Below are 22,266 nucleotides of genomic sequence, written 5' to 3'. Positions count from 1 at the left end.
TGTGAGTTCAATCTCCACTTGTTTATAACATTAGCTTAAAACTTGGGTTTTGAAGCAATGATTAAAAATTGTTTGCCCAAGATTTTCCAAGCAAAAGGAAGGGATAAGTACAATGACACAGTCCAGAGAGGAAGTTGCCGTCCATTAGCCATGGTGTAAGGCAGAAACCGTGGAATACAGGTCTTAACGACAAATCCCTTCAGTTCCAAAATTTCTGACATCGACGCATCCGTTAGGGGCAAATGATGATCAAAGAAATCCCAGTAAGATCCCCCGGTATATCGTAAATTAGGTCCCAGGCAGATAATTTTACCTTCGGGCTTCAGGCAGCGATAGGCTTCTGAGATGGTTTGACTCAAACTTTCTTTAGAAAAGAGATGTTCCAGGAAATTGCTAGTAAAGACTACATCCAAGGACTCATCGGGGATCTCCCAGGCTTGAGAACAGTCTTGATGTAAGAACTCAATATCTGAACTGAGATAGGTTCCGGCATCAGGGTTGAGATCCATGGCATACTTGCTCTTGGCCTCAACTTGATTGATAAACTCCCCCCAACCACAGCCGAGATCAAGGATATCCTGATTCTTGCCAACTTTAGCTTGAAAGTAGGATTTGACCAAGACTTGCCAAACCCGACGACGATACTGAGCAATTTTGACAAAGCGCCGTTGATATTCCTGCTGTAGTTCTTGCGCTAACATGATTGGGTCTCTATCCTAAAGGTTCTGGAGGTTCGTTCTGAGTATAGCCCCATTCACTCCGAGAACCTTAGAGAAAAATGCCTTTCACTTGGGTTTCCTCGCGGACAATCCAATCATAAATATCCTGAAGGGTACGCTGAATCCCCCGTTGAGGAGTCCAGTTTACCTGGGACATGATTTTGCGAGAGTCGGTGATAAAAATGGGAATATCACCGGGACGTGTTTCGGGAACTGGGGTAATTTCGATCGCCGTCCCGGTGATCTCCTGACAAATCTGGGTGGTTTCTAAGAGAGACACCTGATTCTCAAAGCCTCCCCCAACATTAAAGGTTTCTCCCTGAAGGCGATCGAAGTTCTGAAGCTGTAAATCCAGCAAATCCAGTAAATCCTCTACATGGAGGAAATCCCGAACCTGTTTACCCGTCCCCCCATAGCCAATATATTTGAGAGGTTTCTGGAAATAATGGCGGGCCACCCACAAGGCGAACACCCCCTGATCCACTTTTCCCATTTGCCAGGGGCCCGTCAATACCCCACAGCGATTGACGAGAGTTCGCAGATTATAAGCATCGGCGTATTCAGCAATCAGCAGTTCTGAGGCAAGTTTCGTGGTTCCATAGAGCGATCGCGCGCGATCGAGGGGGAAGTCTTCGGCTATCCCATAGGGGGAAACTCCCGCAAACGGCTGTTCCTCCTGTAGCGCAAAGCGTGTCTCGGTTTCGTCGTAGTTCAGTTGGCTGAGATAGGAAATGGGATAAACCCGACTGGTGGAGAGAAAGACAAAATCGGCTTGAGTCTGACGGGCCAACTCCAAACAGTTGACGGTTCCCACTAAATTGGTTTGTAAGAGATATCCCGGCGAGCCATATCCCGCCAACACCGAGGGTTCAGCGGAACATTCGAGAATTAAATCTGGGTGCAGTCGCTGGGGATCTAAGTCTTCCGGGTTGCGGATATCTCCATGGACAAACTCAATTCCTGCTGCTTTGAGACGGGGAAGATTCAATTCTGATCCCCGCCGCTTCAGGTTATCTAAGGCGGTAATCTGCCAGTTGGGATAGCGTTTGGCAAAGCCTAAGGCCAGGGAACTACCGACAAATCCGGCACCTCCGGTGATTAAAACATTCTGAGTCATGGGACTGGGTAATCGATGCAGGATTAGGGGGTCTGTTTTCCAGAGGAAATGGCTTCGGCTGGGGTGGGTGTGACGACTCTCGCAGTGGCTTGACGGCGGTAGTCACCCCGTGATAGCCAACGTTCGAGAAGCACGTAGAGGACGATAAACAGGTAACGACTGCCCATTTCTTTGATTTTTAGCTTGGAGACGCCAGCTTTGCGGTTTTGCCAGCGAATGGGGGTGGTGACGTAGCTATATCCTCGGACAATGGATTTCAGGGGAAGTTCGACGGTGAGGTTGAAATGGTGGGAGAGAATCGGGTGGATACCCTCAATCACTTCGCGACGGTAGGCTTTGAAGGCGTTGGTGCTGTCGTTGTAGCCGAGGCCAAAGAGAACCTGGATAAAGAGATTGGCCAGACGGTTCACCACTAATTTGTGACGAGGATAGTCGATCACCTCTCCTCCGCGCACAAAGCGAGAGCCAAAGACGCAATCGTAGCCTTCTTGCAGGAGGTGATAGTAGGTGAGGATGTCCTCGGGAGAGTCCGAGGCGTCGGCCATGACGATCGCCACCGCATCGCCGTTAAACTGTTCTAAGCCACAACGCAGAGCAAAGCCGAAACCGTTGGGGTAGTAGTTGTTGACGTAGCGAACGCGGGGATTCTCTTGGCTGAGTTGTTGCAGGACGGTTTCGGTGCGATCTCGGCTATTATCATTGACCACGACAATTTCATAGGGAACCTGATGCCGCTCTAGTCGTTCGGTAATGGCGGTGACGGTTTCTGTAATCGATCCCTCTTCGTTATAGGCCGGAATGACAATGGAAAATAGGGAAACCGGGGCATGGACACCCTCCTCAGTCCCCTCGTGAGTCTTTTTTGAATCCGGGAAGGCCGCTTCTAAGCCTTCGGGCCGATAGAGTTGGGCATTTTCTGAACGGCGATCGCGGAACACCAGGCGATCGCTAACAATGTAGTTAAACACCGCACTCACCAATACCCCCACCAGGGTGTTCACCCCATAACTGACCTCCAACCAATCCAGGAGAGGGAAAATGGCAAACACCCGCAATACCACAGATGCCCCAGCGGAGAGATGATAGAGGGGAAGTTGACGCAGTAGCACCTCTCGCCATCGCCAGGTTCCCCCCCGCCAGACCCAAATCCGGTAAATCACGAAGCTAAACAGCAGCGACAACTCAATCGAGATGATATTGGCGGCATTGCGAAGCACCGTCGTATCCCAGCCGGCGACCTCGATGAACAAAAACATCAACAGCAGATTGAAGGCTGCGGCTACCCCTCCCCCAAATAGGAAGCGAACGGCACGTTTTTGCCAGAATCTTTGAACAACTTTCATATCATCCTTAATCTCGTCACAACAAACCTAACCCAGCAGCCTTTTACCAGCGATCGAGGTTTTGACTATAAATTTCTTTGAGGATTTCTGGAACTCCGTAGGTCAACTTCCACTCGGGATAATGGGACTTAAAGCGACCCAAATTTCCAATCCACCAAATATGATCGCCACTGCGATTGCTCTCTTGATACTCCCAGTTGAGCTGTTTCTCAGCGATTTCCTCACATTGGGCGATCGCCTCTAGCATTGAGCAGTTGCTTTCCCGGCCGCCGCCAATGTTGTAGGTTTCCGCCACCCGAGGCTGTTGATAGAAGTGATAAAAGGCATTCACCAAGTCGTAGCTGTGAATGTTGTCCCGGACTTGTTTTCCCTTATAGCCATAGACCTTATAGGGAGTTCCGGTGACCGTACATTTCATTAAATAGGAGAGAAAGCCATGCAACTCTGCCCCGGAATGACTCGGTCCCGTGAGACATCCCCCTCGGAAGCAGGCGGTTTTCATCTCAAAGTAGCGGCCATATTCCTGAACCAACACATCCGCTGCCACCTTGGAGGCCCCAAACAGGGAATGCTTACAATGGTCAATGCTCATCGACTCGTCAATGCCATTGTAGAAGGGATGACCCTCTTCAATCTCCCAGCGGCGATCGCGTTCCACCAGAGGCAGCCGGTTGGGATTATCGCCGTAGACTTTGTTGGTAGAACAAAAAATAAAGACCGCCTCGGGACAATGTTGGCGAGTCTGTTCTAGGAGATTCAGGGTTCCGTTCGCGTTGACGGTGAAATCTGTAAACGGGTCTCGCGCGGCCCAATCGTGGGAAGGTTGGGCCGCCGTATGGATAATCAGGCCAATTTCGCGATTATAAGTTTTAAACAGGCTCTCCATGGCCGAGCGATCGCGAATATCACTGTTGTGATGGATATACTGGTCGCCATATTTCTCCTGTAGGCGATCGCGATTCCACAGGGTTGAGGCACCCTCCCCGAAAAACGACTCCCGCAGATTGTTGTCAATCCCAACCACGGTAAAGCCTTTCTCACAAAAAAAACGAACCGACTCCGAACCAATCAAGCCAGCCGAGCCAGTCACCAAGACAATAGACATAAGAACTCTCTCACACAGACCACAACGACACCACTGTCCAGGGGCTGTCCTAAAACCGCAAGACTTGGACGACAAACACCCCAAATTGGGGGGATCGTAACACAAATTCCCTCACTTATAGGGGCATAACCCACCCCTAGCCCCTCCCAGGAGGGGAAATTTTCGCCCCTACTCTTGTCCCAACCTGGTATCGAAACCGACCGCAGGGGGAGATAATGGGGAATTAGTCTGTTTTCAACGATGAACGTCCTATGACTGTTAACCAAACTTCCCCCCTCTCCGTCGGCATATTAGGCTTCGGCGGCCTGGGACAAGCGGCCTGTCGTCTTCTGAGTCCTAAACAGGAGATGCATTTTTGTGCCGTTGCCGATGGCCAAGGCTACGCCTACAACCCCGAAGGACTTGATGCCGATGCTCTCATCACCGTAACCCGCGATCGCGGTTCCGTCGGATATTTAGACAGCCAAGGGGTTCTCAGTGACCAAAGTATCCAGGACTTAATCGCCGCCGCACCCCAAGTTGACGGCTATTTCCTGGCCCTTCCCAATCTCCCCAACACCTTTATGGCCTCGGTGGCCCGTCAATTTATCGCCTCTGGCTGGAAAGGGGTGTTAGTGGATGCCTTAAAACGAACCAGTGCCGTAGAACAACTGCTGGGGTTACAAGATGAGCTGCAAGCCGCCGGAATCACCTACATGACCGGCTGTGGTGCCACCCCAGGACTTCTCACCGCCGCCGCCGCTTTAGCCGCGCAAAGTTACGCCGAAATCCATCACGTGGCCATCACCTTCGGCGTGGGGATTGCCAACTGGGAGGCCTATCGCTCCACCATTCGCGAAGATATTGCTCATATGCCAGGCTACGATGTGGAGACGGCCCGGGCCATGAGTGATGACGAAGTGACCGCACTCTTGGACAAAACCAACGGCATTCTCAAGTTAGAGAATATGGAGCACGCCGATGACATCATGTTAGAGTTAGCCGGCATTGTCGATCGCGATCGCGTCACCGTCGGCGGCATCGTCGATACCCGCAACGCCAAAAAACCCCTCAGCACCAACGTCCAAGTCACTGGCCGCACCTTCGACGGCAAAATTTCCACCCACACCTTCACCCTCGGCGACGACACCAGCATGGCCGCCAACGTCTGCGGTCCCGCCTTCGGCTACCTCAAAGCCGGGATCAGCCTCCACCGTCGCGGCCTTCACGGACTCTTCACTGCCGCTGAGGTCATGCCACAGTTTGTCCGCTAATCCCGTCCCTGATCACAAATTCGGGGAAATTTGAAGTTTTGTGACAAAAAGTCGGTAATCTTTGTTACAATCCCCTTAGCTCTAATGAGATTCTTTCGACTCCCCCAGGGATGACGAGAGGTTTCCTCATGGTTATCAGAGCTAACGTGATTGGTTTTGGTTGGTTTTCACTGGGTCGGCATTACGCCGGCTTTTTTATTGCGCCAGTATTGATTTAAAAATCAACGCATCCTCAGAGACCCATTAAATATGTCTGTACTAGCAAAAATTGATCTGAATAGGATAAAAAAACTGGGGAAAAGAAGGCAATAGGCAATAGGCAATAGGCAATAGGCAATAGGTGGGGAAGTCTTTCCCCACTCAGAGTCCTAAGCCAATCTTCGATTGCTAAAAAATTTGGGTGCATCTCAGTTAGGCAAGTTTGAACCTACCCCGCGCTATCGCGCACCCCTCCCAGGAGGGGAAATATTTGAAAAATCCCCTCCTGGGAGGGGGAGGGGTGAGTTCTCTGAAGTGATCGCATGCATTGAGATGCACCCAAATTTTTATGGCTATACCTCCGTATTATCACTTGTTGGACTGTGGGATTTAGGATAAAATCTGCCTCGGTATGAGCGTTTTTCTCTCCTCTGTAATTTGACTGGCTCTGCTTAATGGATTGGGAGCATTGCACTCAGAATGTAGAGCGTTCAGCATCGTCACATTTTTTACTCTGTATTTTATTTTGATGACAGTCAACTCTAAACCAGCTAGATGGCAGCAAATTCGCCTGATAAACCTCGCACTCTTCACGGTTTTATATCTCCTCAGACGGCCGGCTGATGCCCTTTATCCCTCCGTTTGGAATGAGGATGGAGTGTTTAATATCCCCCAAGCCATTGAACATGGCTGGTCAAGTTTATTAATACCCGTCAACGGCTATCTAATTATCCCGTCTAAAATTATTACCCTCTCCAGCTTATCAATCTCAGGCTTATTTTATCCTGAAATCGCCTATGTACTAACGATGACCATTACCATTTTAGTCATGGTCATTCTTACATCGAGTCTGATTGAATTACCCAAGAAGGAGTATTTGCCGATTATCATCGCCTTGCTACCCTACGACCCTGAAGTTTTTTCAACCCCCCTCTACATATTTTGGTGGACATCGTTGTTGCTTCTGGTTCCGTTACTTGCGTCATCAAAAGCCAAGAGTAAAACATCAAAATTCATGATTATAGTCTCGACTACTTTAGGCTGTCTCGGTTCACCAATATCGATTGTCCTCATCCCCACTATGATAATCAAAGCCTATATTACCCGAGCTAGGTTCAACTACGTCATTTTAGGTTTATGGTCTGCACTGTCGGCGATTCAGATGTATTTCTCCCTGAGTCAGGTCAGTGAGAAGATTGATAGTTCTAAGTTTTACATGGCTTTACCTCAATTGATTGGAACTTATATTACGTACAACAACTTTTTTTCAAGCCCCAATTTCATATCCTATATACTGAGTCTGGCGTTTCTATTGATTGGTAGCTTTGCCCTCTATAATACGTTACGTTTGAAAAAATCGGATTTTTTTAATACATCAATCGCTTTTTTAGCGGTTTTAAGTACAATTCTAGCCTCATGGCTAAGGACGAATTTGGAAATTCATCCATTTCTCGCTGGCCCCCGATATTTCTTTTTTCCTTATATATTTATCTCTATTTTTCTGATAGCAATTTATGGGATACCCTCACAAAGCATTGCTCGCCTAAAACCTAGCTTTCTCAAAGGACTTTGCTTTCTAATATTAATTATTTCTTGCACGACAACTTGGATTCAAAATCCCTCTCTTTTTTATAGAACTCATCACCCCTTGAATTGGAGAGAGGAACTATACAATTGCATCTCATCTCCAGATAGCTATGACTTAACAATTCACTTTGATGGAAATATTTCACAACCATGGAGACACAAGTATTCTCGTGAAACCTGTGTAAAAATCACTCAAAGGGGTCTGTTTGCCCAATGGTACGAACTCGATAAAACCTGGCTCCAAGAGTTCAAAAGCAACCCTGAAACTCACCCCTAAATCGCGTCTCAGAAAATTCTCCACATCCCCGGGCGCACCAGTTGCAATACGCCCCTCCGTTTTCGTCCCCCTACTGCCTACTGCCTACTGCCTACTGCCTTCTTTTCCCTATTTCCCAAACACCAACGAGCGATTATTCGCCGGCATCTCCACCATCTCCCGAAATCGTAACCCCCGTTTCTCCGCCGCTGCAATCACCGCCTCTTGGTCACGCACCCCCCAACTTGAATCACGATCGCGCAGCATTAAATCAAACCCCTCATTACTCGGCGAGGTATGTTGGCCGTTTTCCTTATAGGGGCCATATAGATAGAGAACCCCCCCAGCAAGCAGTAGCCGTCCCGCCCCCGCCAACAGACCCAAACAAGCCTGCCAAGGGGCAATATGAATCATATTGATACAGACCATGGCCTGAATCGGCTGTGCCTCTAATTCTGGAGGGGGCATCCGTTCCACCGTCCATTCCGACTCACAGGCATTCAACTCCAACGGAGACAATAGGCGATCGCATCCCGTCTCTTGCCGCCAGGCCTCAATACTTTCCAAGGCCAAGGGATTGGGATCTGAAGGTAACCAGAAACGGGGGGCCAACCGAGGCGCAAAAAACGCCCCATGTTCCCCCGTTCCGCTGGCCAACTCCAACACCGTCCCCTCGGGCGGTAATACCCGCTGGAGAACCTGCAAAATCGGCTCTCGGTTCCGTTGCGTTGCCGCCGCAAACTGACGGCGATCGCGCGGCTGTTCTATCATTGAGATCCTCAGGCTCCACTGTCCATTCCTAATGGTCTATTATCCCTGATCCCCAAGACCATCTGGCTGTAACGTCTCCGAGACCAATGAGATAACCGCATCGAGTTGCTCAGACTCCTCTTGCGTTGCTGAGACGACCAACATCAAGACTTGGGAATCTACCTGCCGTAAAAAGATCCGTCCTGACAGGGGTGTGGCCCCCAGAGTTCCCGTCCAATCAACCAGCAGCAGCCCCGTATCAAGCGGTCTAACGGTTCCTAACTCAAAGCCTTCCCCCCGTTGCAACCGATCAATGGCAAGTTGCACTAACTCATCATCAATCAGTTGTCGGTCATTGGCTCGCTGTTGCACCTGAACCGTGTACGCCAGGTTTCCAGAGGGGGATTCCAGCACCGTAACCCCCGAATTCACCGACGTTCGATAGTCCTCCAACACCCCGACCTGGAACTGTCCTGGCTGCTGATAGACATTTTCGCTCAGTCTTAAGCCCGCCGTATCCACATCAGGCAGAACCGGTAATTCTTCGAGTTGAAACTCAGCCGGTTCTGTGGATAACGCCCCATTATCATTATCATTCACCACCGGTGTGGGAGGGGGTGACGTTTCCGGGACGGACGGCGGGTCCGGTAAGGGATTTCCCGTTCCTGGGTCCCCTTGAGCCACCTCACCGACTTGGGCCGGGACTTGGGCGATCACCAACCCTTTCGTTGCCAAACCGCCCCCAGGCAGTGACCCGTTTCCCATTAAGGCAATGGAGAGAGCTACCGACAACCCCAAAACGAGAAACCCAAAATAACCTTTCATGAACGCTTTCCAGTAAACAACACCGACATTACGGAGTCGGTAAACCGAGAATCGAATCCGTATTCCCTGTAAAGAACAGTCCCGCAATACAACCGGTCATCAATGTCGCCAACGTGGCGGCCCATAAGGCCTTAAAGCCCAACGCCGAAATATCCGATCGCCGGTCCGGAACGAGGGTGGCCAACCCGCCCACGAAAATGCCATAGGAGGCGAAATGAGTAAAACCGCACAACACATAACTGACAATCAGCAGGGCCCGAGGGGTCAGTACCCCAGTTCCCGCCAATTGAGCTAGGGAAATGTAGGGCGGAATATTGGTTTCAAATAACCGTCGGCCAATAATCACAGAGCATTCCCAGAGTACTTGCCAATTCTCTTGGAAGTCCTCCGTAAAGGGAATGGGTAGAGAGACTCCCGTTAGGAAGGTCAGAGGCAAAAAGAGTGCCCCTAATAGGTTTTGCAGGGTTACGACTTGGAAAATCTCCCCCAAGACTCCGGGAAGTTGCGTTAGAAACGTAAAAAACTCGTTGACTAGGGCAACGAGTCCCAAAATCGCGATAATGACAGCCGCAATCCCCACTGCCATTCTGACCCCATCCAAGGCCCCGCCAATTAGACTATCCATAGGATTAGGCTTCGGCTTATCGGGGTCTTTAGAGTCTTCGGAGTCGTCAGGAACCTGGCCGAAGGTTTCGGGAATTGTGGTCTCAGGAACTAGGAGTTTAGAGAGGACGAAACAGGCGGGAATCGTCATAATCGAGGCCGAGACCAGGTGCCCCGTGATGGTGGGGAAGGTGGGACGCAAGAGTCCCGCGTAGAGTGCTAAAACAGAAGAGGCGATGGAGCCAAAACAACTGGCCAGAATGGCGCAGAGTTCACTGCGGCTCATGTTGGGCAGAAAGGGTTTAATGGCGATCGCCGACTCAATCCCCACAAAGATATTAGCGGCCCCAGCGAGGGATTCAGCCCCACTGATCCTCAGAGTCCGCCGGAAGACTTTAGCGAATACCTTAACAATCGGCTGGATGATCCTGAGGCGGTAGAGCAAACTGACAAGGCCTGAGAAGAAAATCACCTGGGGTAAGGAACGGAAGGCCAAGATAAACCCCGGATTCAGGTTATCGGGACCGAGGCGATCGCCCGGAACCGGTACATAGGGGTCTCCAAACGTCCGCACTAGCCAGCGTCCAGCGACACCGGGACCCGGACTGCGTCCAGGGTCTGGCACAAAGGGGGACATATCCCCACCAAAGAGAAATCGCGCTCCAGCTTCTGAAGCATCGAGAAGTACATTTAAGAGGTCGTTAATCCAAACCACGACATTGCTGCCGATTCCAAAGACGATGCCACCCACGACCAGTTGCAAACCAATGCCCCAAAGAATGGTATTCCATGAGACAATCCGTCGATCTTCGGACCCGAGCCAGGCAACCAGACATAACCCAACTAGTCCGAGCGCAGACAATATATTCAACATGCTCGTTCACTCCTTTGGCATCGCCAGGGGATTGGAAATCCTGGGACTGCCCGATCAGTTGAGTCCCCTTGCCCTCAAAGACAGGAGACTTCACCAAGACATTACCTTAAAACCGACGCGATCGCATCTTATGCGGAGGAGAAAGTGAGAGAATCTTTAAACACCCCCATATTTGCGCGAGTCTCCCCAACTCAAACTGACATCCCCGAGTTCTAGCGATCGCCCCAGGCTTCCCTTTAAACTGAGGGTTCAATACATTACCGAGGTGTGGAATGGACGTTGATGAACTACTGCAACGCTACAAACGAGGCGATCGCTGCTTCGATAAGATCCAATTACAAGAATGTGAACTCCTGAGTGCCCAACTGAATGAGGCCAGTTTTGAGGAAGTCGATTTCCGCCAAGCTCGTTTAGGCCGCAGTTATTTCCAACGCTGTCAGTTTCGCCGGGCTAACTTGAGCGAGGCCATCCTCTGGGGAACGGACTTTACGGACAGCGACTTATCCGGGGCCCTCTTTCGCGATGCCGATTTGAGTGCCGCTCGTCTGACACAGGCGACTCTCAAGGACAGCAATTTTCTCAAAGCCATGCTCTGTGGCGCCAATTTAAGTCGCGCTAACTTAGAGCGAGCCAACCTGATTTTCGCCGATTTACGCTCCACATCGGATCAGCGCACTAACCTTGATGGAGCAATTCTCCGTCGGGCGGATTTTAGCTATGCTCAACTGAGTCAAGCTCAACTGCATCATGCGGATTTCCAAGGCGCAACTCTCACCCGGGCTAATCTCGCCACTGAACCCGGAATTATCCCTACCGATTTAACTGGCGCTGATTTGCGGGACGCTGACCTCAGCTATGCTGACCTCAGTTACGCCATTTTGCAAAATGTTAATTTGCAGGGGGCAGATTTGACGGGAACGATTCTTGATCATGCGGATTTGCAGGGCGCAACGCTTCCTGATGGCTTTCAACCTACCCCTTAAACGTTGTTAGTAGATAGTGGATAATGCACCAACTTTGTTGATGTATAACCAAAGTTCATCACGAGCGGATGGGGCGTTATCTTAGCTGTTACATCCAAAAAGGGACACTTTCCTAAACTCAAGAAAGTGTCCCTTTTAAAGTTATTAATATGAGGACGCAGGCGCATTGTTGAACTGCGATAACGTTCCGTCAATAAGACCTATAGGTGAGTCAAGAAACCAATCACACCATGGCCGGTGGCGATTTCTAGGGCGATCGCACTGATGAAACCAATCATGGCTAAGCGACCGTTGAGCTTCTCAGCATATTGGTTGAAGCCAAACTGCTGTTTCTCATCAACGTAGATTTTGGGTTCAACGGCAAAGTTGTTCATCAAGCCGCCTTCTTCGTTTGTATATCCGCGAGAAGTCATAAAGTTTAATATCCTAGTGCGTTATCTCTGTTGGCTCTATTGTAACGCAATGTAAAGAAAAATTGCAAGTCCTTTACAAAAAATGTCAGATTAGGGGTCCGATGCGATCGAGGGCATCGAGCTGTAAGCCCCGTGCAATGCGGAATAGCTCCTGTCCGACATGGAGGTGATGGTCATCATAATTGAGGCTGAAGTACTCCAACTCTTCGATGCCATCCCCCACCTGATTGAGACAGTGATAGAGATCTGCCGCCACCCCCGCCAACACTGAAGGGTTCCGTTGAGACTCAAAGGTGGCCTGGGCCCGTTCGAGGACAACCTGACAGGCGCTGATATAGTCCATAAAGTTTCCCATCAACTCATCGTCAAAGGGATCTCCAGATAACTCATCAATCTGCTCATCGAGGGCATCAATAATGCGATCGAGTTCCAGGTTGAGGGGATGATAGACCTGAGTCACCCAACGATAAATCCGCTCATCAGCCGTGGTTGCAGTCTGACGAGCAGAGCGTTGGCGAGCCGAACCATGACGGCAGCCGCGATCGCCGGCCGAGGCAGTCTGAGGATAACGCCCCTGACGACGGTCATAAGACTGGCGGGCCTGGCGATCGCCGAGGACTTCATAGGCGGTATTAATCCGAACCATCTCGTCGCGGGCCTGGGCATCGGGGTTGCGATCGGGGTGAAACTCCTTCACCAGCCGTCGATAGGCCTGTTTCACCTCAGCTTGTGTCGCCGCTGAAGTAACACGAAGAGTTTGGTAGTAATTCGGCTCACCCATGAGAACTCAGAGAAAACAGTTAAGTCAACACCGCTTCCATGGTCAACTGAGGATCTTGGAAGAGGGGCGTACTGAGGTAGCGTTCCCCAAAACTCGGTTGAATGACCACGATGAGTTTACCGTTATTTTCCGGACGTTGCCCAACCCGAATCGCCGCCGCCAACGCTGCACCGGAGGAAATCCCCGAGAGTAACCCTTCCTCCGCCGCCAAACGACGGCCATAGGCGATCGCCTCATCATCGGTTACCGTCACCACCTCATCAATCAACGAGGTATCAAGAACCTCCGGCACAAACCCGGCCCCAATGCCCTGAATCTTGTGAGGGCCAGGATTTCCCCCGGAGAGGATGGGGCTATTGCAGGGTTCAACGGCAATGGCCTGGAACTGAGGTTTACGATGTTTCAAGTTTTGGGCAATGCCGGTAATGGTTCCGCCGGTTCCCACTCCAGAAATCAAGATATCTACATGGCCATCGGTATCTTGCCAAATTTCTTCCGCCGTGGTTTTGCGGTGAATGTCGGGGTTGGCCGGATTTTGGAACTGCTGCAACATATAGGCATTGTCCGTGGTCTCGACGATTTCCGAGGCCCGCGAAATTGCCCCGCGCATTCCTTCTGCCCCTGGAGTCAGTTCTAACTGGGCCCCAAAGGCCCGTAACATCGCCCGCCGTTCCAAACTCATGGTATCGGGCATCGTCAGAATCAGTTGATAGCCTCGGGCCGCCGCCACCATCGCCAAAGCAATCCCCGTATTCCCGGAGGTAGGTTCAACGAGAATCGTCTCGCCTGGGCTAATTTGGCCGTCCCGTTCCGCCGCATTAATCATATTGACCCCAATGCGATCTTTGACCGAGGCAGCGGGGTTCATCCCCTCCAATTTCATGACAATTTGGGCAACACAGCCCTCCGCCTGAGGGATACGATTCAGTTGAACCAGGGGAGTATGACCGACGAGTTCTGTGATATTGTTGGCAATTTTCATGGAGAATGATCCTCTAGGAGTTAACGTGGATGTGGCTTGGGGACAGTTAAATGTAGTACATGATATTGAGCTGCGATCGCGCATCACGCTGTTCTCGCAAGTCTTGAAGCGTATATTTTTTTAACACGCTCTCCGTCGCTTCTTGGGCTTCCTTCCAAATATCTTTAATAATCCCACTCTCAACCGTCGGGGGACTATCTTGGGGGGCGGTGCTCTGTTCGTTGGTCCCTTCGATACATTCGAGAGCTTCGAGCAAGGTGATGTTCCAAGGCTCCCGAGCCAGGTGATAGCCTCCTTTCGCCCCTCGCTGCGATCGCACTAGCCCCCCTCGCCGTAGGGTTGCCAGGAGTTGTTCGAGATAGCGATCGGGAATCCCCTGCTGGGCAGCAATTTGCCGAATTTGCAGGGGTTCCCCTTTACTATGATGAACGGCCAGTTCAAGTAAGGCCAGTAGGGCGTATTCGCTTTTGCAAGAAAGTTCCACAGTGGAAGCGTTCAACCTCGAAAACAGCGTGTTGAGGGATGGAGTTCCTCAAACAGGTCTATTATACTCCGGTTCTCCACTGTAGTTTGGGGGAAGAGAAGAAAGGCAGTAGGCAGTAGGGGGGAGAAGGCAGTAGGCAGTAGGCAGCAGGCAGTAGGCAGCAGGGAAACACGTAGGGGCACGCCCTTGTGGCTGCCCGAGGACAGGTCGGAAGAGGAGGGAGAGGAGGAAGAGGAGGGGAAATGACGTGGGGTCCTTATGATGGGCTATCCCAGAGTTGGCTGATGGGGGGGAGGGGGCGTTGTTGGTGTTGGGCATTGATGCTACTGGCGGCGGCTAGGCCTGAGCGTAGAGCGGTTTCGACTTGACGAGAACCGCACCAGTCTCCACAACAGACTAGGGGAAACGGGGTCTGGAGAACTAAACTATCTTGCGACCAAACCTGGCGGGGAATGGCATAACGCCAACGGTGGAGATGGGTGGTTTCAGGGGTTTTTAACCAATCGCCGACGCGGGTGGCCGCTTGGTTCAGTAACTGCTCGATGACTGGGGTAAATTCTCTGTCCTCCAGATGCGATCGCGCGAACTCGGGGCTACTATTAATGACCAGTAACAGGCGATCGCCCCTCGGTTTTGACGGGGTCCCTTTACTACTATCGAATCCCAGCCAAGACAAGTCGGGATCGTCTGGAAACTCCAGAGAACGCCAGGGAAGGTCTGCCGGAACCCCATCCTGAGGATATTGAGCCAGTAGGGTTAAACAGGGATCATAGGTCACCGCTGCCAAGGGTGTGAGCATCTCTGGTGTCATTCCAGGCAGAGTTTGCACCAGGGGAAGGGCCTGGGGGGCAGGGATTGCCAGAATTACTGCCTCAGCCATGACCTCCAGGGGGTCCTTAGACCCCTCCACAACGGCTTCTAACCCCAAACGCCAGCCGTCGGCTTGGGGGGTAATCTCTTGAACCCGGCGACTGTACCAAACCGTTAACCCCTGGCCCAATTCCTTGGCAATCTGACTCATCCCCTCAGGGGCAACATAATGAGTACGAGGCGAGTCTAGAACCAATCCTTCAGCCCTGTAGACATGACTCTGCTCAATCCAGGGTTCAAGCACCCCCCGCTGACGTAGCGATCGCACCAACCCGGACAACAAGCGGCCCTCCTCCGTCAGATAGCGAACCCCGCGATCGCAACGAGAGCCATTCAGACGATAGGAGGCCAAGCGTCCCCCCAAACCACGAGACTTTTCCAACAGCAGTACCGAATACCCCGCCACCTGTAACGGCAAGGCGGCCGTCAAGCCTGCCAATCCAGCACCGACAACAGCAACATCAACCTTCATGGCGATCGCCCTCCAACTCCCTAAACCCTTCTCAGGAGGCAGTCTAACAAAAATGCTAGCCTAGTGCTTGAAGGGCATCCCCCCAAAGCCTCAACCTCCTCCTATCCAACCTCTCCTATGCTGGCCCGTTCCACTCCTATCTCCCCCAATCTCTACGAGAGCGACTATCACCTGTGGCTCCTCGAAACCCGGCAAAAACTGGAAACCCAAGACTTTAACGCCTTAGACTTAGAGAATCTCATTGAGGAAATCACAGACTTGGCTCGTCGGGACAAACGCGCAATCAAAAACCTCTTAAAACATTTAGTTGAGCATCTCCTAAAACTCAAGTATTGGAAAGCAGAACGAGAAAGAAATCAAGGACATTGGCAACGAGAAATCCTTAACTTTCGCCAACAAATTCAAGACTATCTCAAAGAAAGTCCCAGCCTAAAACCCTACTTAGAGGAGATTTACTACCCATGTTACCGTGACGGCCGGCAACTGGCCGCCAACGTTTCTCAACTACCTCTAAACACCTTTCCCGAAGAGCCAATCACCGACCTAGAGACCCTTCTCAACCCCGACTGGCTCCCCTAACCCCTCTCTCCCCCCTCTTCTCCTCTGTGTCCTCTGTGACTCCGTGGTTCCCCTCTCTAAACCTCCTTCATCGACAAACCAATCCGCTTCAACCGTTCATCCACCGATAACACCTTCACCTTCACCACATCCCCCACCTTGACAATCTCATTAGGATCGCGAACAAAGCGATTCGCCAACTGAGAAATATGCACCAAGCCATCCTGATGTACCCCCACATCCACAAACGCGCCAAAATTAGCCACATTCGTGACGACTCCTTCTAACAGCATCCCCTCCTCTAAGTCCCCTAAGGTTTCAACCCCCTCCTTGAAACTCGCATAGGTAAACTCATCCCGAGGATCTCGTCCCGGTTTCTCCAACTCCTCCAAAATGTCTCGTAACGTCGGTTCCCCCACCTCCTCCGTCACATAACTGCGTAAATCTCGCGATCGCATCCCCTGAGCGATGCCTTCAGGTTGCGCCAACGATAGCCCTAAATCTTTGGCGATCGCCCCAACAACCCCATAGCGTTCTGGGTGAACCGCCGTATTATCCAAGGGATTCTCCCCATCACGCACCCGCAAAAACCCCGCCGACAACTCAAAGGCCTTCGGCCCCAACTTGGGAACCTTCAACAACTGGCGACGATTTCGGAACGCCCCCTGTTCATCGCGATAGGCCACGATATTGTTGGCCACCGTCTTCGACAACCCCGACACCGACGTTAACAACGCCGCCGAAGCCGTATTGAGATCCACCCCCACATAGTTGACGCAACTCTCCACCGTCTCCGCCAGTTTGCGCTTCAGTAACGTCTGATTCACATCATGCTGATATTGTCCCACCCCAATGGATTTAGGGTCAATTTTCACCAACTCCGCCAGGGGGTCCTGTAGCCGCCGCGCAATACTAATCGCCCCACGAATCGTCACATCCAGTTCCGGGAACTCGGCGATCGCCACCTCACTGGCCGAATACACCGACGCACCCGCCTCATTCACCAACAGGGCGATCGGCGGACTCTTCACCCCCTGCAACCCCTCCTTAACAAACCGTTCCGTCTCCCGACTGGCGGTTCCATTACCAATGGCAATCAACTCAATCCTATAGGTATTGACTAATTTTTGTAGCGTTTGCGCTGCCTCCTGGCGGCGTTTCCCCGACTGATGGGGGAAAATGGTTTCATAGGTCAAAAACTTGCCTAACTCGCTAATAACCGCCACCTTGCAGCCCGTGCGGAACCCTGGATCAATACCAAGGGTTGCCTTGCGGCCTGCCGGAGCGGCCAACAGCAAGGCCCGTAAATTGGCCTCAAACGTCTCAATCGAGGCCTCATCGGCCCAATCTCGTTTTTCCCCAATCACCCGATTGGTAATGGAGGGCTGCAACAGACGTTTATAGGCATCTTGAATCAAATCCTGATAGAACTGACGTAAACGGCGATCGCCCGTGCGAATGAGGCGGTTCGACAACTGCTGCAAAAACCGCTCCTCATCATGAGTCAGCTTGAGATCCAAAATCCCCTCCCGTTCCCCACGCAACAGAGCCAAGAGATTATGAGGGGCAATCTTACGAGTCGAAATCTGATAATTGCGATAGGTTTCGTACTTCGTGCTTCCTTCCGGGTAGTCTTTCTTAATCCGCGACTCAAAACTCCCCTGTTCCAAGAGCGTCTGACGTAACCCAGCGCGAATCTCCGCATCTTCGGCGATCGCCTCGGCCAAAATATCCGCCGCTCCCTGAAGGGCCACCTCCGTCGTCTCCACCTCTCCCTCTGGGTTGACAAACTTCGCCGCTTCCCCCTCCAAATCAAACCGGGGAGCTTGGGGACGATTATGAGCGGCGATCGCCTCGGCCAAAGGTTCTAACCCTCGTTCCCGGGCGATGGTAGCCCGAGTACGGCGTTTGGGGCGATAGGGAAGATAGAGATCCTCCAAATCTGTTTTTTGCTGACAGGCCAGAATCTTCTTCTCTAGGGCCTCTGTCAGTTTCCCCTGAGCCGAAATCGCCTCTAAAATCGCAGTTTTGCGCTCCTCCAACTCACTCAAATAGCCATACCGCTCAAATAACTCCCGTAACACCACCTCCGTCATTTCGCCAGTGCGTTCCTTGCGGTAGCGGGCGATAAAGGGAATCGTTGCCCCATCAAGCCAGAGTTCGAGGGCATTCGAGACATGATGGGGAGTCAACGAGAACTCCCGAGAGAGAAGTTGAGCTAGTTGTTGATTCAGCGTTGCCATATCCAATTATTGATATACCGAGCCATCGGGAAGAATGGCATCCGTTAGTTTAGTCCCCGTGAGTTTCACTAACAAGCGATTACTCGTCCCCACCTTGGCCCCCCGTAAATCCGCGTGACTCAAATCCGCCCCGCTCAAATCCGCCCCAATCAAGTTGGCATTACGTAAAATCGCATGACTGAGATCCGCCTCCAACAGATTGGCCCGAAACAAATTCGCCCCCGACAAATCCGCCCCCGTCAGATTCACCCGGTGCATGAAGGTATCACTGAGATTGGCATCCACCAAAATCGCCCCTTCCAGATTGCGGCCAGACAAGTCTTTTTCGCGAAAATTCACCCCCCGCAAATCCGCATGACTCATATCCCGGGAGGGGCGACGGGGTGGGCGATTCTGGGAATAGGGCGCTCTGGGATCACGACGGGGAGGGGGTGGAGAGGGCGATCGCCCCTGAGGGTGTCGCGGCGGTGATGCGGGCGGTTTCCGAGGTTCTCGATGAGCGGCCCGCAGAGAATCACGAGCCTCATTGATCGATTTGAGCTTTTGCTCGGCCTTCTCTTGTAGACGGCGATTGTCACCGGGAATGCGATCGGGATGCCAGATAAACACCAAGTCTTTATAGGCTTGATTCACCTCTTCCATCGACGCACCCGGTTCAAGGCCGAGGATGTGATAGTACCGATCCAAATTTCGGGTCACGGCATTTTGGCAGCAAGGGGACATACAGCAGGGCTAAAATCATTGTAGCGGAGGCTCCAAGTTCCCTCACGTTCCCATTAACCCCAGCCCAAACCATTCACCGCGATCGGCCAACTCAATGAGTCAAAACTCCCAATCTCAAGTTCCTACATCAGAGTTAAACGGAAAAGGGGGGGAGTCCCAACCCGTGCCCCCAGCCCCGGCCAGCCTCAACGCCTCCACATCCGCCCCAGAGGTTGTCCCCGAGACTCGTTCGGCCACCCTCAACTACCTAAAACGCTATCCCAGTTTCATTATCATCTCCGCCATTCTCCTCACCATTGTGGGTTTGGCCGTTGATAGTGTTTGGTTAGCCTTGACGGGGTTATTAGTCACCCTAGTGGTGTCCCTGATTCTGATTCTGCCGAGTTGGTCGAATGTCTGGCAACAGGTTATTCCTGATCCCTGGCGCAAGTTAGTCATCGCCACCCTGGGCCTGTTGGCCTCCGCCACTGGCTTATTGGTGCTGAGTACCTCCAACCAGCAAGGAACCCGGGCCATTCGCATTAACTGGGATGCCGTGGGGGCGTTGGGGGAAATTGTGGGGGCGTTGGGACAAATTGCCATTGCCATTTTGGCGGTTTATGTGGCTTGGCAACAATATGTCATTTCCCGAGATTTAACCATTCAACAGAACCGCATCACCCAGCAACAAACCATTGACGCCTATTTTCAGGGAATTTCCGATCTCACCATTAACGACGAGGGGTTATTGGAAGATTGGCCCCAGGAACGGGCCATCGCTGACGGACGAACCGCTGCTATTCTCAGCAGTGTTGATGCAGCGGGGAAAGCCAAAATCCTGCGCTTTTTATCTCAATCGCGGCTGCTCACCCCCCTACAGCGCGATCGCCGTCTAGGCCGGCCCATGCTCGATGGGGCAGGCGGCTACTCCGAAGATCGTCGCTACGGAACCCGTGTCATTGATCTCAGCGTCATGTTGGCCGCCACAGATTTATCCAAAACCGATTTACGCTGGACGGATCTCAGTGATGCCAATTTAGTTCGCACCAATCTCAGCGACTGTGACTTAGTTATGGCCAACATGAGTCGTGCCATTCTCTATGAAGCCAATCTCACCGGTGCTGATCTCAAGGGAACTCGCTTATTTTACGGGAAAGCTGAAACCGCCACCCCTCGCACCCGCCATGATCTCCCCAACTATGAAACCGGCGAATATACCGGAACCGTCGTAGAAGATGCCAATTTCAGCAATGTGCAGCGATTATCCGAGGGACAACGCTATTATTGCTGTGCCTGGTGTGGGGAAAACGCCCGTCAAACCATTCCCGGCGGCTGTGAGGGGATTCCCAATAAACTCGGTCGCTAGCCGCTGTTGGGCCATCCTATGGGGATGATTGGGGATGCTCCCATCAGGGCGATCGCCCAACAACTTTGCTATCCTGTTAACCGTTCTTGGATTCTCCGAAGTTATGTCCGATGCCATTCGTCTCGAAGATGCCGTTGAGTTTGCCGAAAACCCAGAACCCCGTTGTCCCTGTATTTTGCTCCTCGATACCTCAGGCTCAATGTCAGGGCTACCCATTGAGGCCCTCAACGAAGGCCTAGAAACCTTCCGAGACGAACTCAACCAGGATGATTTAGCCCGTAAACGGGTTGAGGTGGCCGTGGTATCCTTTGATTCCAAGGTGAAAGTGGTGTTAGACTTCGTCACCGCCGATCGCTTCGAGGCTCCCGTCTTAACGGCCCAAGGCTTAACCAGCATGGGAACCGGATTACAAAAAGCCCTAGAACTCCTCGACGAGCGCAAACGCCAATATCGGGATAATGGCATCACCTACTATCGTCCCTGGATTTTCACCATCACCGACGGGGAACCCCAAGGGGAACCCAAACGGGCCATCGAAGAGGCGATCGCCCGTCTACGGGATGACGAAGCTAACAAGCGCGTCGCCTGTTTCGCTGTCGGCGTCGAAAATGCCAACATGGAACGTCTCGGGGAAATCTTCCCCCGCACCCCCCTCAAACTCAAAGGGTTAGACTTCCGCGAGTTATTTGTCTGGCTATCGGCCAGTATGCAGCGCGTCTCCAACTCCCAACCCGATGATCAAGTTCCTCTCCCCCCACCGGGATGGGGTGAGGTGTAGGGGGGGCAAGAGGCAAGAGGCAAAAGGGGGGAAGAAGGGAATAGGGAACAGGGAACAGGGAACCCTCCTCCTCTTCCTCTGTGACTCTGTGGTTACCCTACTGCCTACTGCCTACTGCCTACTGCCTGCTGCCTACTGCCTCTCTTACCTTTTGCCTTTACCTATTCAATTATTTCTTATGAACTGGCGTGTTTTGGGGGCTTCTGTATGTGGAACCAGTCATCAGAAGCGATCGCAGCCCTGTCAAGATGCTTGGGCCACTCGGATTCGTGACGATGGCCTGCTGCTGGCGGCGGTGGCTGATGGGGCGGGTTCTGCGACGCGATCGCAGGATGGGGCCGAGTGGGCCGTGCAAGCGGCGATCGCCTATCTGGCAAATGTCGCGCTTCTGCCCTTGACAAAATCAAGTAATTGTGATAAAGAAGACCCAGAGCAGGAGGACGGGTCAGACGAGCCAGACCTCACCCAGCTCTTGCAGCAAGCCCTAGAAGCCGCCAGAACCTGCGTCATTGAACAGGCCGAAGCCGCAGGATTGCCGCCGCGAGAATGTGCCAGCACCCTGATTTTGCTTGTGGCCAGCCATGAAGGGGTGGCGGTGGCTCAGATTGGCGATGGGGCAGCGGTTATGATAGATGAGACCGGTACCCTAACCGCCCTCAGCCAACCCCAACAGGGAGAATACGCCAATCAAACCACCTTCCTCACCTCCGAGGGTGCGATCGCCCAAGCGGAAATTTCTATTTATCCCATTGCCCCCCAAGGAATCGCCCTCTTTTCCGACGGCTTGCAGCGTTTAGCTTTGGAAATGCCCCAAGGCACACCCCACGAGCGGTTTTTCAGCCCCTTATTCCAATTTATTCAACAAGACAGCGACGAAGCCGGGGCCAACGAGCAACTTCAGGGGTTCCTCACCTCCCCCCGCGTCAGCCAACGGACCGATGACGATCTAACCTTAGTATTAGCGGGGGCGATCGCTCCATCTCCCTCAGACCCCTAACCCCACA

21 protein-coding genes are annotated in these 22,266 nt (G+C 52.2%); 7 read left to right on the top strand and 14 right to left on the bottom strand.

Annotated features, from left to right (window positions below; translation table 11 throughout):
* Positions 1-35: 35 nt before the first annotated feature.
* The 4 genes from L855_RS10305 to L855_RS10290 all read right to left on the bottom strand — a co-directional run bounded on the left by L855_RS10305 (position 36) and on the right by L855_RS10290 (position 4,284).
* A complete protein-coding gene (locus tag L855_RS10305; protein WP_159787677.1) occupies positions 36-701 on the bottom strand; it encodes a class I SAM-dependent methyltransferase in 666 nt (221 codons plus the stop codon).
* A 67-nt stretch (positions 702-768) separates the two neighbouring features.
* The gene (locus tag L855_RS10300) at positions 769-1,836 is read right to left on the bottom strand and encodes an NAD-dependent epimerase/dehydratase family protein (RefSeq protein WP_159787674.1); all 1,068 of its coding nucleotides are present in this window, start codon (positions 1,834-1,836) and stop codon (positions 769-771) included.
* A gap of 23 nt (positions 1,837-1,859) precedes the next feature.
* Positions 1,860-3,179, bottom strand: coding sequence for a glycosyltransferase (locus L855_RS10295; RefSeq protein WP_159787671.1), 1,320 nt, complete (start codon positions 3,177-3,179; stop codon positions 1,860-1,862).
* A 43-nt stretch (positions 3,180-3,222) separates the two neighbouring features.
* Positions 3,223-4,284, bottom strand: coding sequence for an NAD-dependent epimerase/dehydratase family protein (locus L855_RS10290; protein ID WP_159787668.1), 1,062 nt, complete (start codon positions 4,282-4,284; stop codon positions 3,223-3,225).
* A gap of 251 nt (positions 4,285-4,535) precedes the next feature.
* On the opposite strand from L855_RS10290, the gene bioU reads away from it, so the two are divergent.
* Both bioU and L855_RS10280 read left to right on the top strand, forming a co-directional pair.
* The gene (bioU, locus tag L855_RS10285; protein WP_159787665.1) at positions 4,536-5,537 is read left to right on the top strand and encodes a (S)-8-amino-7-oxononanoate synthase BioU; all 1,002 of its coding nucleotides are present in this window, start codon (positions 4,536-4,538) and stop codon (positions 5,535-5,537) included.
* A 727-nt stretch (positions 5,538-6,264) separates the two neighbouring features.
* Positions 6,265-7,599 (top strand): hypothetical protein, encoded by a 1,335-nt coding sequence (locus tag L855_RS10280; protein ID WP_159787662.1) that lies wholly within the window; start codon positions 6,265-6,267, stop codon positions 7,597-7,599.
* 108 nt (positions 7,600-7,707) lie between these two features.
* Here L855_RS10280 and L855_RS10275 read toward each other — a convergent pair whose 3' ends face one another.
* From L855_RS10275 to L855_RS10265, 3 genes are read right to left on the bottom strand one after another with little or no spacing between them, the layout of a single operon-like run.
* Positions 7,708-8,349, bottom strand: coding sequence for a DUF938 domain-containing protein (locus tag L855_RS10275; protein ID WP_192925023.1), 642 nt, complete (start codon positions 8,347-8,349; stop codon positions 7,708-7,710).
* A gap of 39 nt (positions 8,350-8,388) precedes the next feature.
* The gene (locus tag L855_RS10270; RefSeq protein WP_159787659.1) at positions 8,389-9,153 is read right to left on the bottom strand and encodes a hypothetical protein; all 765 of its coding nucleotides are present in this window, start codon (positions 9,151-9,153) and stop codon (positions 8,389-8,391) included.
* Positions 9,154-9,181: 28 nt separating this feature from the next.
* A complete protein-coding gene (locus tag L855_RS10265; RefSeq protein ID WP_159787656.1) occupies positions 9,182-10,630 on the bottom strand; it encodes a NupC/NupG family nucleoside CNT transporter in 1,449 nt (482 codons plus the stop codon).
* 272 nt (positions 10,631-10,902) lie between these two features.
* Between L855_RS10265 and hetL the strand changes: the two genes are divergently transcribed.
* Entirely contained in the window at positions 10,903-11,613 is a 711-nt protein-coding gene (gene hetL / locus L855_RS10260) for a heterocyst differentiation pentapeptide repeat protein HetL (protein WP_159787653.1), read from the top strand.
* Positions 11,614-11,813: 200 nt separating this feature from the next.
* Here the strand turns inward: hetL and L855_RS10255 are convergent, their stop codons facing one another.
* The 5 genes from L855_RS10255 to L855_RS10235 all read right to left on the bottom strand — a co-directional run bounded on the left by L855_RS10255 (position 11,814) and on the right by L855_RS10235 (position 15,615).
* On the bottom strand, positions 11,814-12,026 hold the full coding sequence (locus L855_RS10255) for a chlorophyll a/b-binding protein (protein WP_159787650.1): 213 nt from the start codon (positions 12,024-12,026) through the stop codon (positions 11,814-11,816).
* 85 nt (positions 12,027-12,111) lie between these two features.
* Positions 12,112-12,807 carry a J domain-containing protein gene (locus L855_RS10250; RefSeq protein ID WP_159787647.1) on the bottom strand — a complete coding sequence of 232 codons (696 nt, stop codon included), beginning with the start codon at positions 12,805-12,807 and terminating at the stop codon, positions 12,112-12,114.
* Positions 12,808-12,826: 19 nt separating this feature from the next.
* Positions 12,827-13,789: a cysteine synthase A gene (gene cysK, locus L855_RS10245; protein WP_159787644.1), complete on the bottom strand. Its 963-nt coding sequence runs from the start codon at positions 13,787-13,789 to the stop codon at positions 12,827-12,829.
* Between the two features lie 46 nt (positions 13,790-13,835).
* Positions 13,836-14,273, bottom strand: a complete 438-nt coding sequence (locus L855_RS10240) for an RrF2 family transcriptional regulator (RefSeq protein ID WP_159787641.1) — start codon at positions 14,271-14,273, stop codon at positions 13,836-13,838.
* Between the two features lie 256 nt (positions 14,274-14,529).
* Positions 14,530-15,615 carry an NAD(P)/FAD-dependent oxidoreductase gene (locus tag L855_RS10235; protein WP_159787638.1) on the bottom strand — a complete coding sequence of 362 codons (1,086 nt, stop codon included), beginning with the start codon at positions 15,613-15,615 and terminating at the stop codon, positions 14,530-14,532.
* Between the two features lie 117 nt (positions 15,616-15,732).
* Here L855_RS10235 and L855_RS10230 point away from each other — a divergent pair, with 117 nt between their 5' ends.
* Positions 15,733-16,194 (top strand): DUF29 domain-containing protein, encoded by a 462-nt coding sequence (locus L855_RS10230; RefSeq protein WP_159787635.1) that lies wholly within the window; start codon positions 15,733-15,735, stop codon positions 16,192-16,194.
* A gap of 56 nt (positions 16,195-16,250) precedes the next feature.
* Here L855_RS10230 and L855_RS10225 read toward each other — a convergent pair whose 3' ends face one another.
* Positions 16,251-18,416: a Tex family protein gene (locus tag L855_RS10225; RefSeq protein WP_159787632.1), complete on the bottom strand. Its 2,166-nt coding sequence runs from the start codon at positions 18,414-18,416 to the stop codon at positions 16,251-16,253.
* 6 nt (positions 18,417-18,422) lie between these two features.
* A complete protein-coding gene (locus tag L855_RS10220) occupies positions 18,423-19,058 on the bottom strand; it encodes a pentapeptide repeat-containing protein (RefSeq protein ID WP_246199519.1) in 636 nt (211 codons plus the stop codon).
* 175 nt (positions 19,059-19,233) lie between these two features.
* Between L855_RS10220 and L855_RS10215 the strand changes: the two genes are divergently transcribed.
* The 3 genes from L855_RS10215 to L855_RS10205 all read left to right on the top strand — a co-directional run bounded on the left by L855_RS10215 (position 19,234) and on the right by L855_RS10205 (position 22,259).
* On the top strand, positions 19,234-20,484 hold the full coding sequence (locus tag L855_RS10215) for a pentapeptide repeat-containing protein (protein ID WP_159787626.1): 1,251 nt from the start codon (positions 19,234-19,236) through the stop codon (positions 20,482-20,484).
* Between the two features lie 115 nt (positions 20,485-20,599).
* Complete coding sequence (locus tag L855_RS10210) at positions 20,600-21,262, top strand: vWA domain-containing protein (RefSeq protein ID WP_159791063.1); 663 nt, start codon at positions 20,600-20,602, stop codon at positions 21,260-21,262.
* A gap of 178 nt (positions 21,263-21,440) precedes the next feature.
* Complete coding sequence (locus tag L855_RS10205; RefSeq protein ID WP_159787623.1) at positions 21,441-22,259, top strand: PP2C family serine/threonine-protein phosphatase; 819 nt, start codon at positions 21,441-21,443, stop codon at positions 22,257-22,259.
* Positions 22,260-22,266 lie beyond the last annotated feature (7 nt).

The organism is Sodalinema gerasimenkoae IPPAS B-353 (assembly GCF_009846485.1).
GTDB classification, from domain to species: Bacteria; Cyanobacteriota; Cyanobacteriia; order Cyanobacteriales; family Geitlerinemataceae; genus Sodalinema; species Sodalinema gerasimenkoae.
This window is presented reverse-complemented; position numbering and strand designations above follow the sequence as displayed.

What these genes read in the sequence shown, in the direction of transcription:
- L855_RS10305 (WP_159787677.1), bottom strand. Translation starts at nt 701, where the DNA reads ATGTTAGCGCAAGAACTACAGCAGGAATATCAACGGCGCTTTGTCAAA.
- L855_RS10300 (WP_159787674.1), bottom strand. Translation starts at nt 1,836, where the DNA reads ATGACTCAGAATGTTTTAATCACCGGAGGTGCCGGATTTGTCGGTAGT.
- L855_RS10295 (WP_159787671.1), bottom strand. Translation starts at nt 3,179, where the DNA reads ATGAAAGTTGTTCAAAGATTCTGGCAAAAACGTGCCGTTCGCTTCCTA.
- L855_RS10290 (WP_159787668.1), bottom strand. Translation starts at nt 4,284, where the DNA reads ATGTCTATTGTCTTGGTGACTGGCTCGGCTGGCTTGATTGGTTCGGAG.
- bioU (WP_159787665.1), top strand. Translation starts at nt 4,536, where the DNA reads ATGACTGTTAACCAAACTTCCCCCCTCTCCGTCGGCATATTAGGCTTC.
- L855_RS10280 (WP_159787662.1), top strand. Translation starts at nt 6,265, where the DNA reads ATGACAGTCAACTCTAAACCAGCTAGATGGCAGCAAATTCGCCTGATA.
- L855_RS10275 (WP_192925023.1), bottom strand. Translation starts at nt 8,349, where the DNA reads ATGATAGAACAGCCGCGCGATCGCCGTCAGTTTGCGGCGGCAACGCAA.
- L855_RS10270 (WP_159787659.1), bottom strand. Translation starts at nt 9,153, where the DNA reads ATGAAAGGTTATTTTGGGTTTCTCGTTTTGGGGTTGTCGGTAGCTCTC.
- L855_RS10265 (WP_159787656.1), bottom strand. Translation starts at nt 10,630, where the DNA reads ATGTTGAATATATTGTCTGCGCTCGGACTAGTTGGGTTATGTCTGGTT.
- hetL (WP_159787653.1), top strand. Translation starts at nt 10,903, where the DNA reads ATGGACGTTGATGAACTACTGCAACGCTACAAACGAGGCGATCGCTGC.
- L855_RS10255 (WP_159787650.1), bottom strand. Translation starts at nt 12,026, where the DNA reads ATGACTTCTCGCGGATATACAAACGAAGAAGGCGGCTTGATGAACAAC.
- L855_RS10250 (WP_159787647.1), bottom strand. Translation starts at nt 12,807, where the DNA reads ATGGGTGAGCCGAATTACTACCAAACTCTTCGTGTTACTTCAGCGGCG.
- cysK (WP_159787644.1), bottom strand. Translation starts at nt 13,789, where the DNA reads ATGAAAATTGCCAACAATATCACAGAACTCGTCGGTCATACTCCCCTG.
- L855_RS10235 (WP_159787638.1), bottom strand. Translation starts at nt 15,615, where the DNA reads ATGAAGGTTGATGTTGCTGTTGTCGGTGCTGGATTGGCAGGCTTGACG.
- L855_RS10230 (WP_159787635.1), top strand. Translation starts at nt 15,733, where the DNA reads ATGCTGGCCCGTTCCACTCCTATCTCCCCCAATCTCTACGAGAGCGAC.
- L855_RS10225 (WP_159787632.1), bottom strand. Translation starts at nt 18,416, where the DNA reads ATGGCAACGCTGAATCAACAACTAGCTCAACTTCTCTCTCGGGAGTTC.
- L855_RS10220 (WP_246199519.1), bottom strand. Translation starts at nt 19,058, where the DNA reads ATGGAAGAGGTGAATCAAGCCTATAAAGACTTGGTGTTTATCTGGCAT.
- L855_RS10215 (WP_159787626.1), top strand. Translation starts at nt 19,234, where the DNA reads ATGAGTCAAAACTCCCAATCTCAAGTTCCTACATCAGAGTTAAACGGA.
- L855_RS10205 (WP_159787623.1), top strand. Translation starts at nt 21,441, where the DNA reads ATGAACTGGCGTGTTTTGGGGGCTTCTGTATGTGGAACCAGTCATCAG.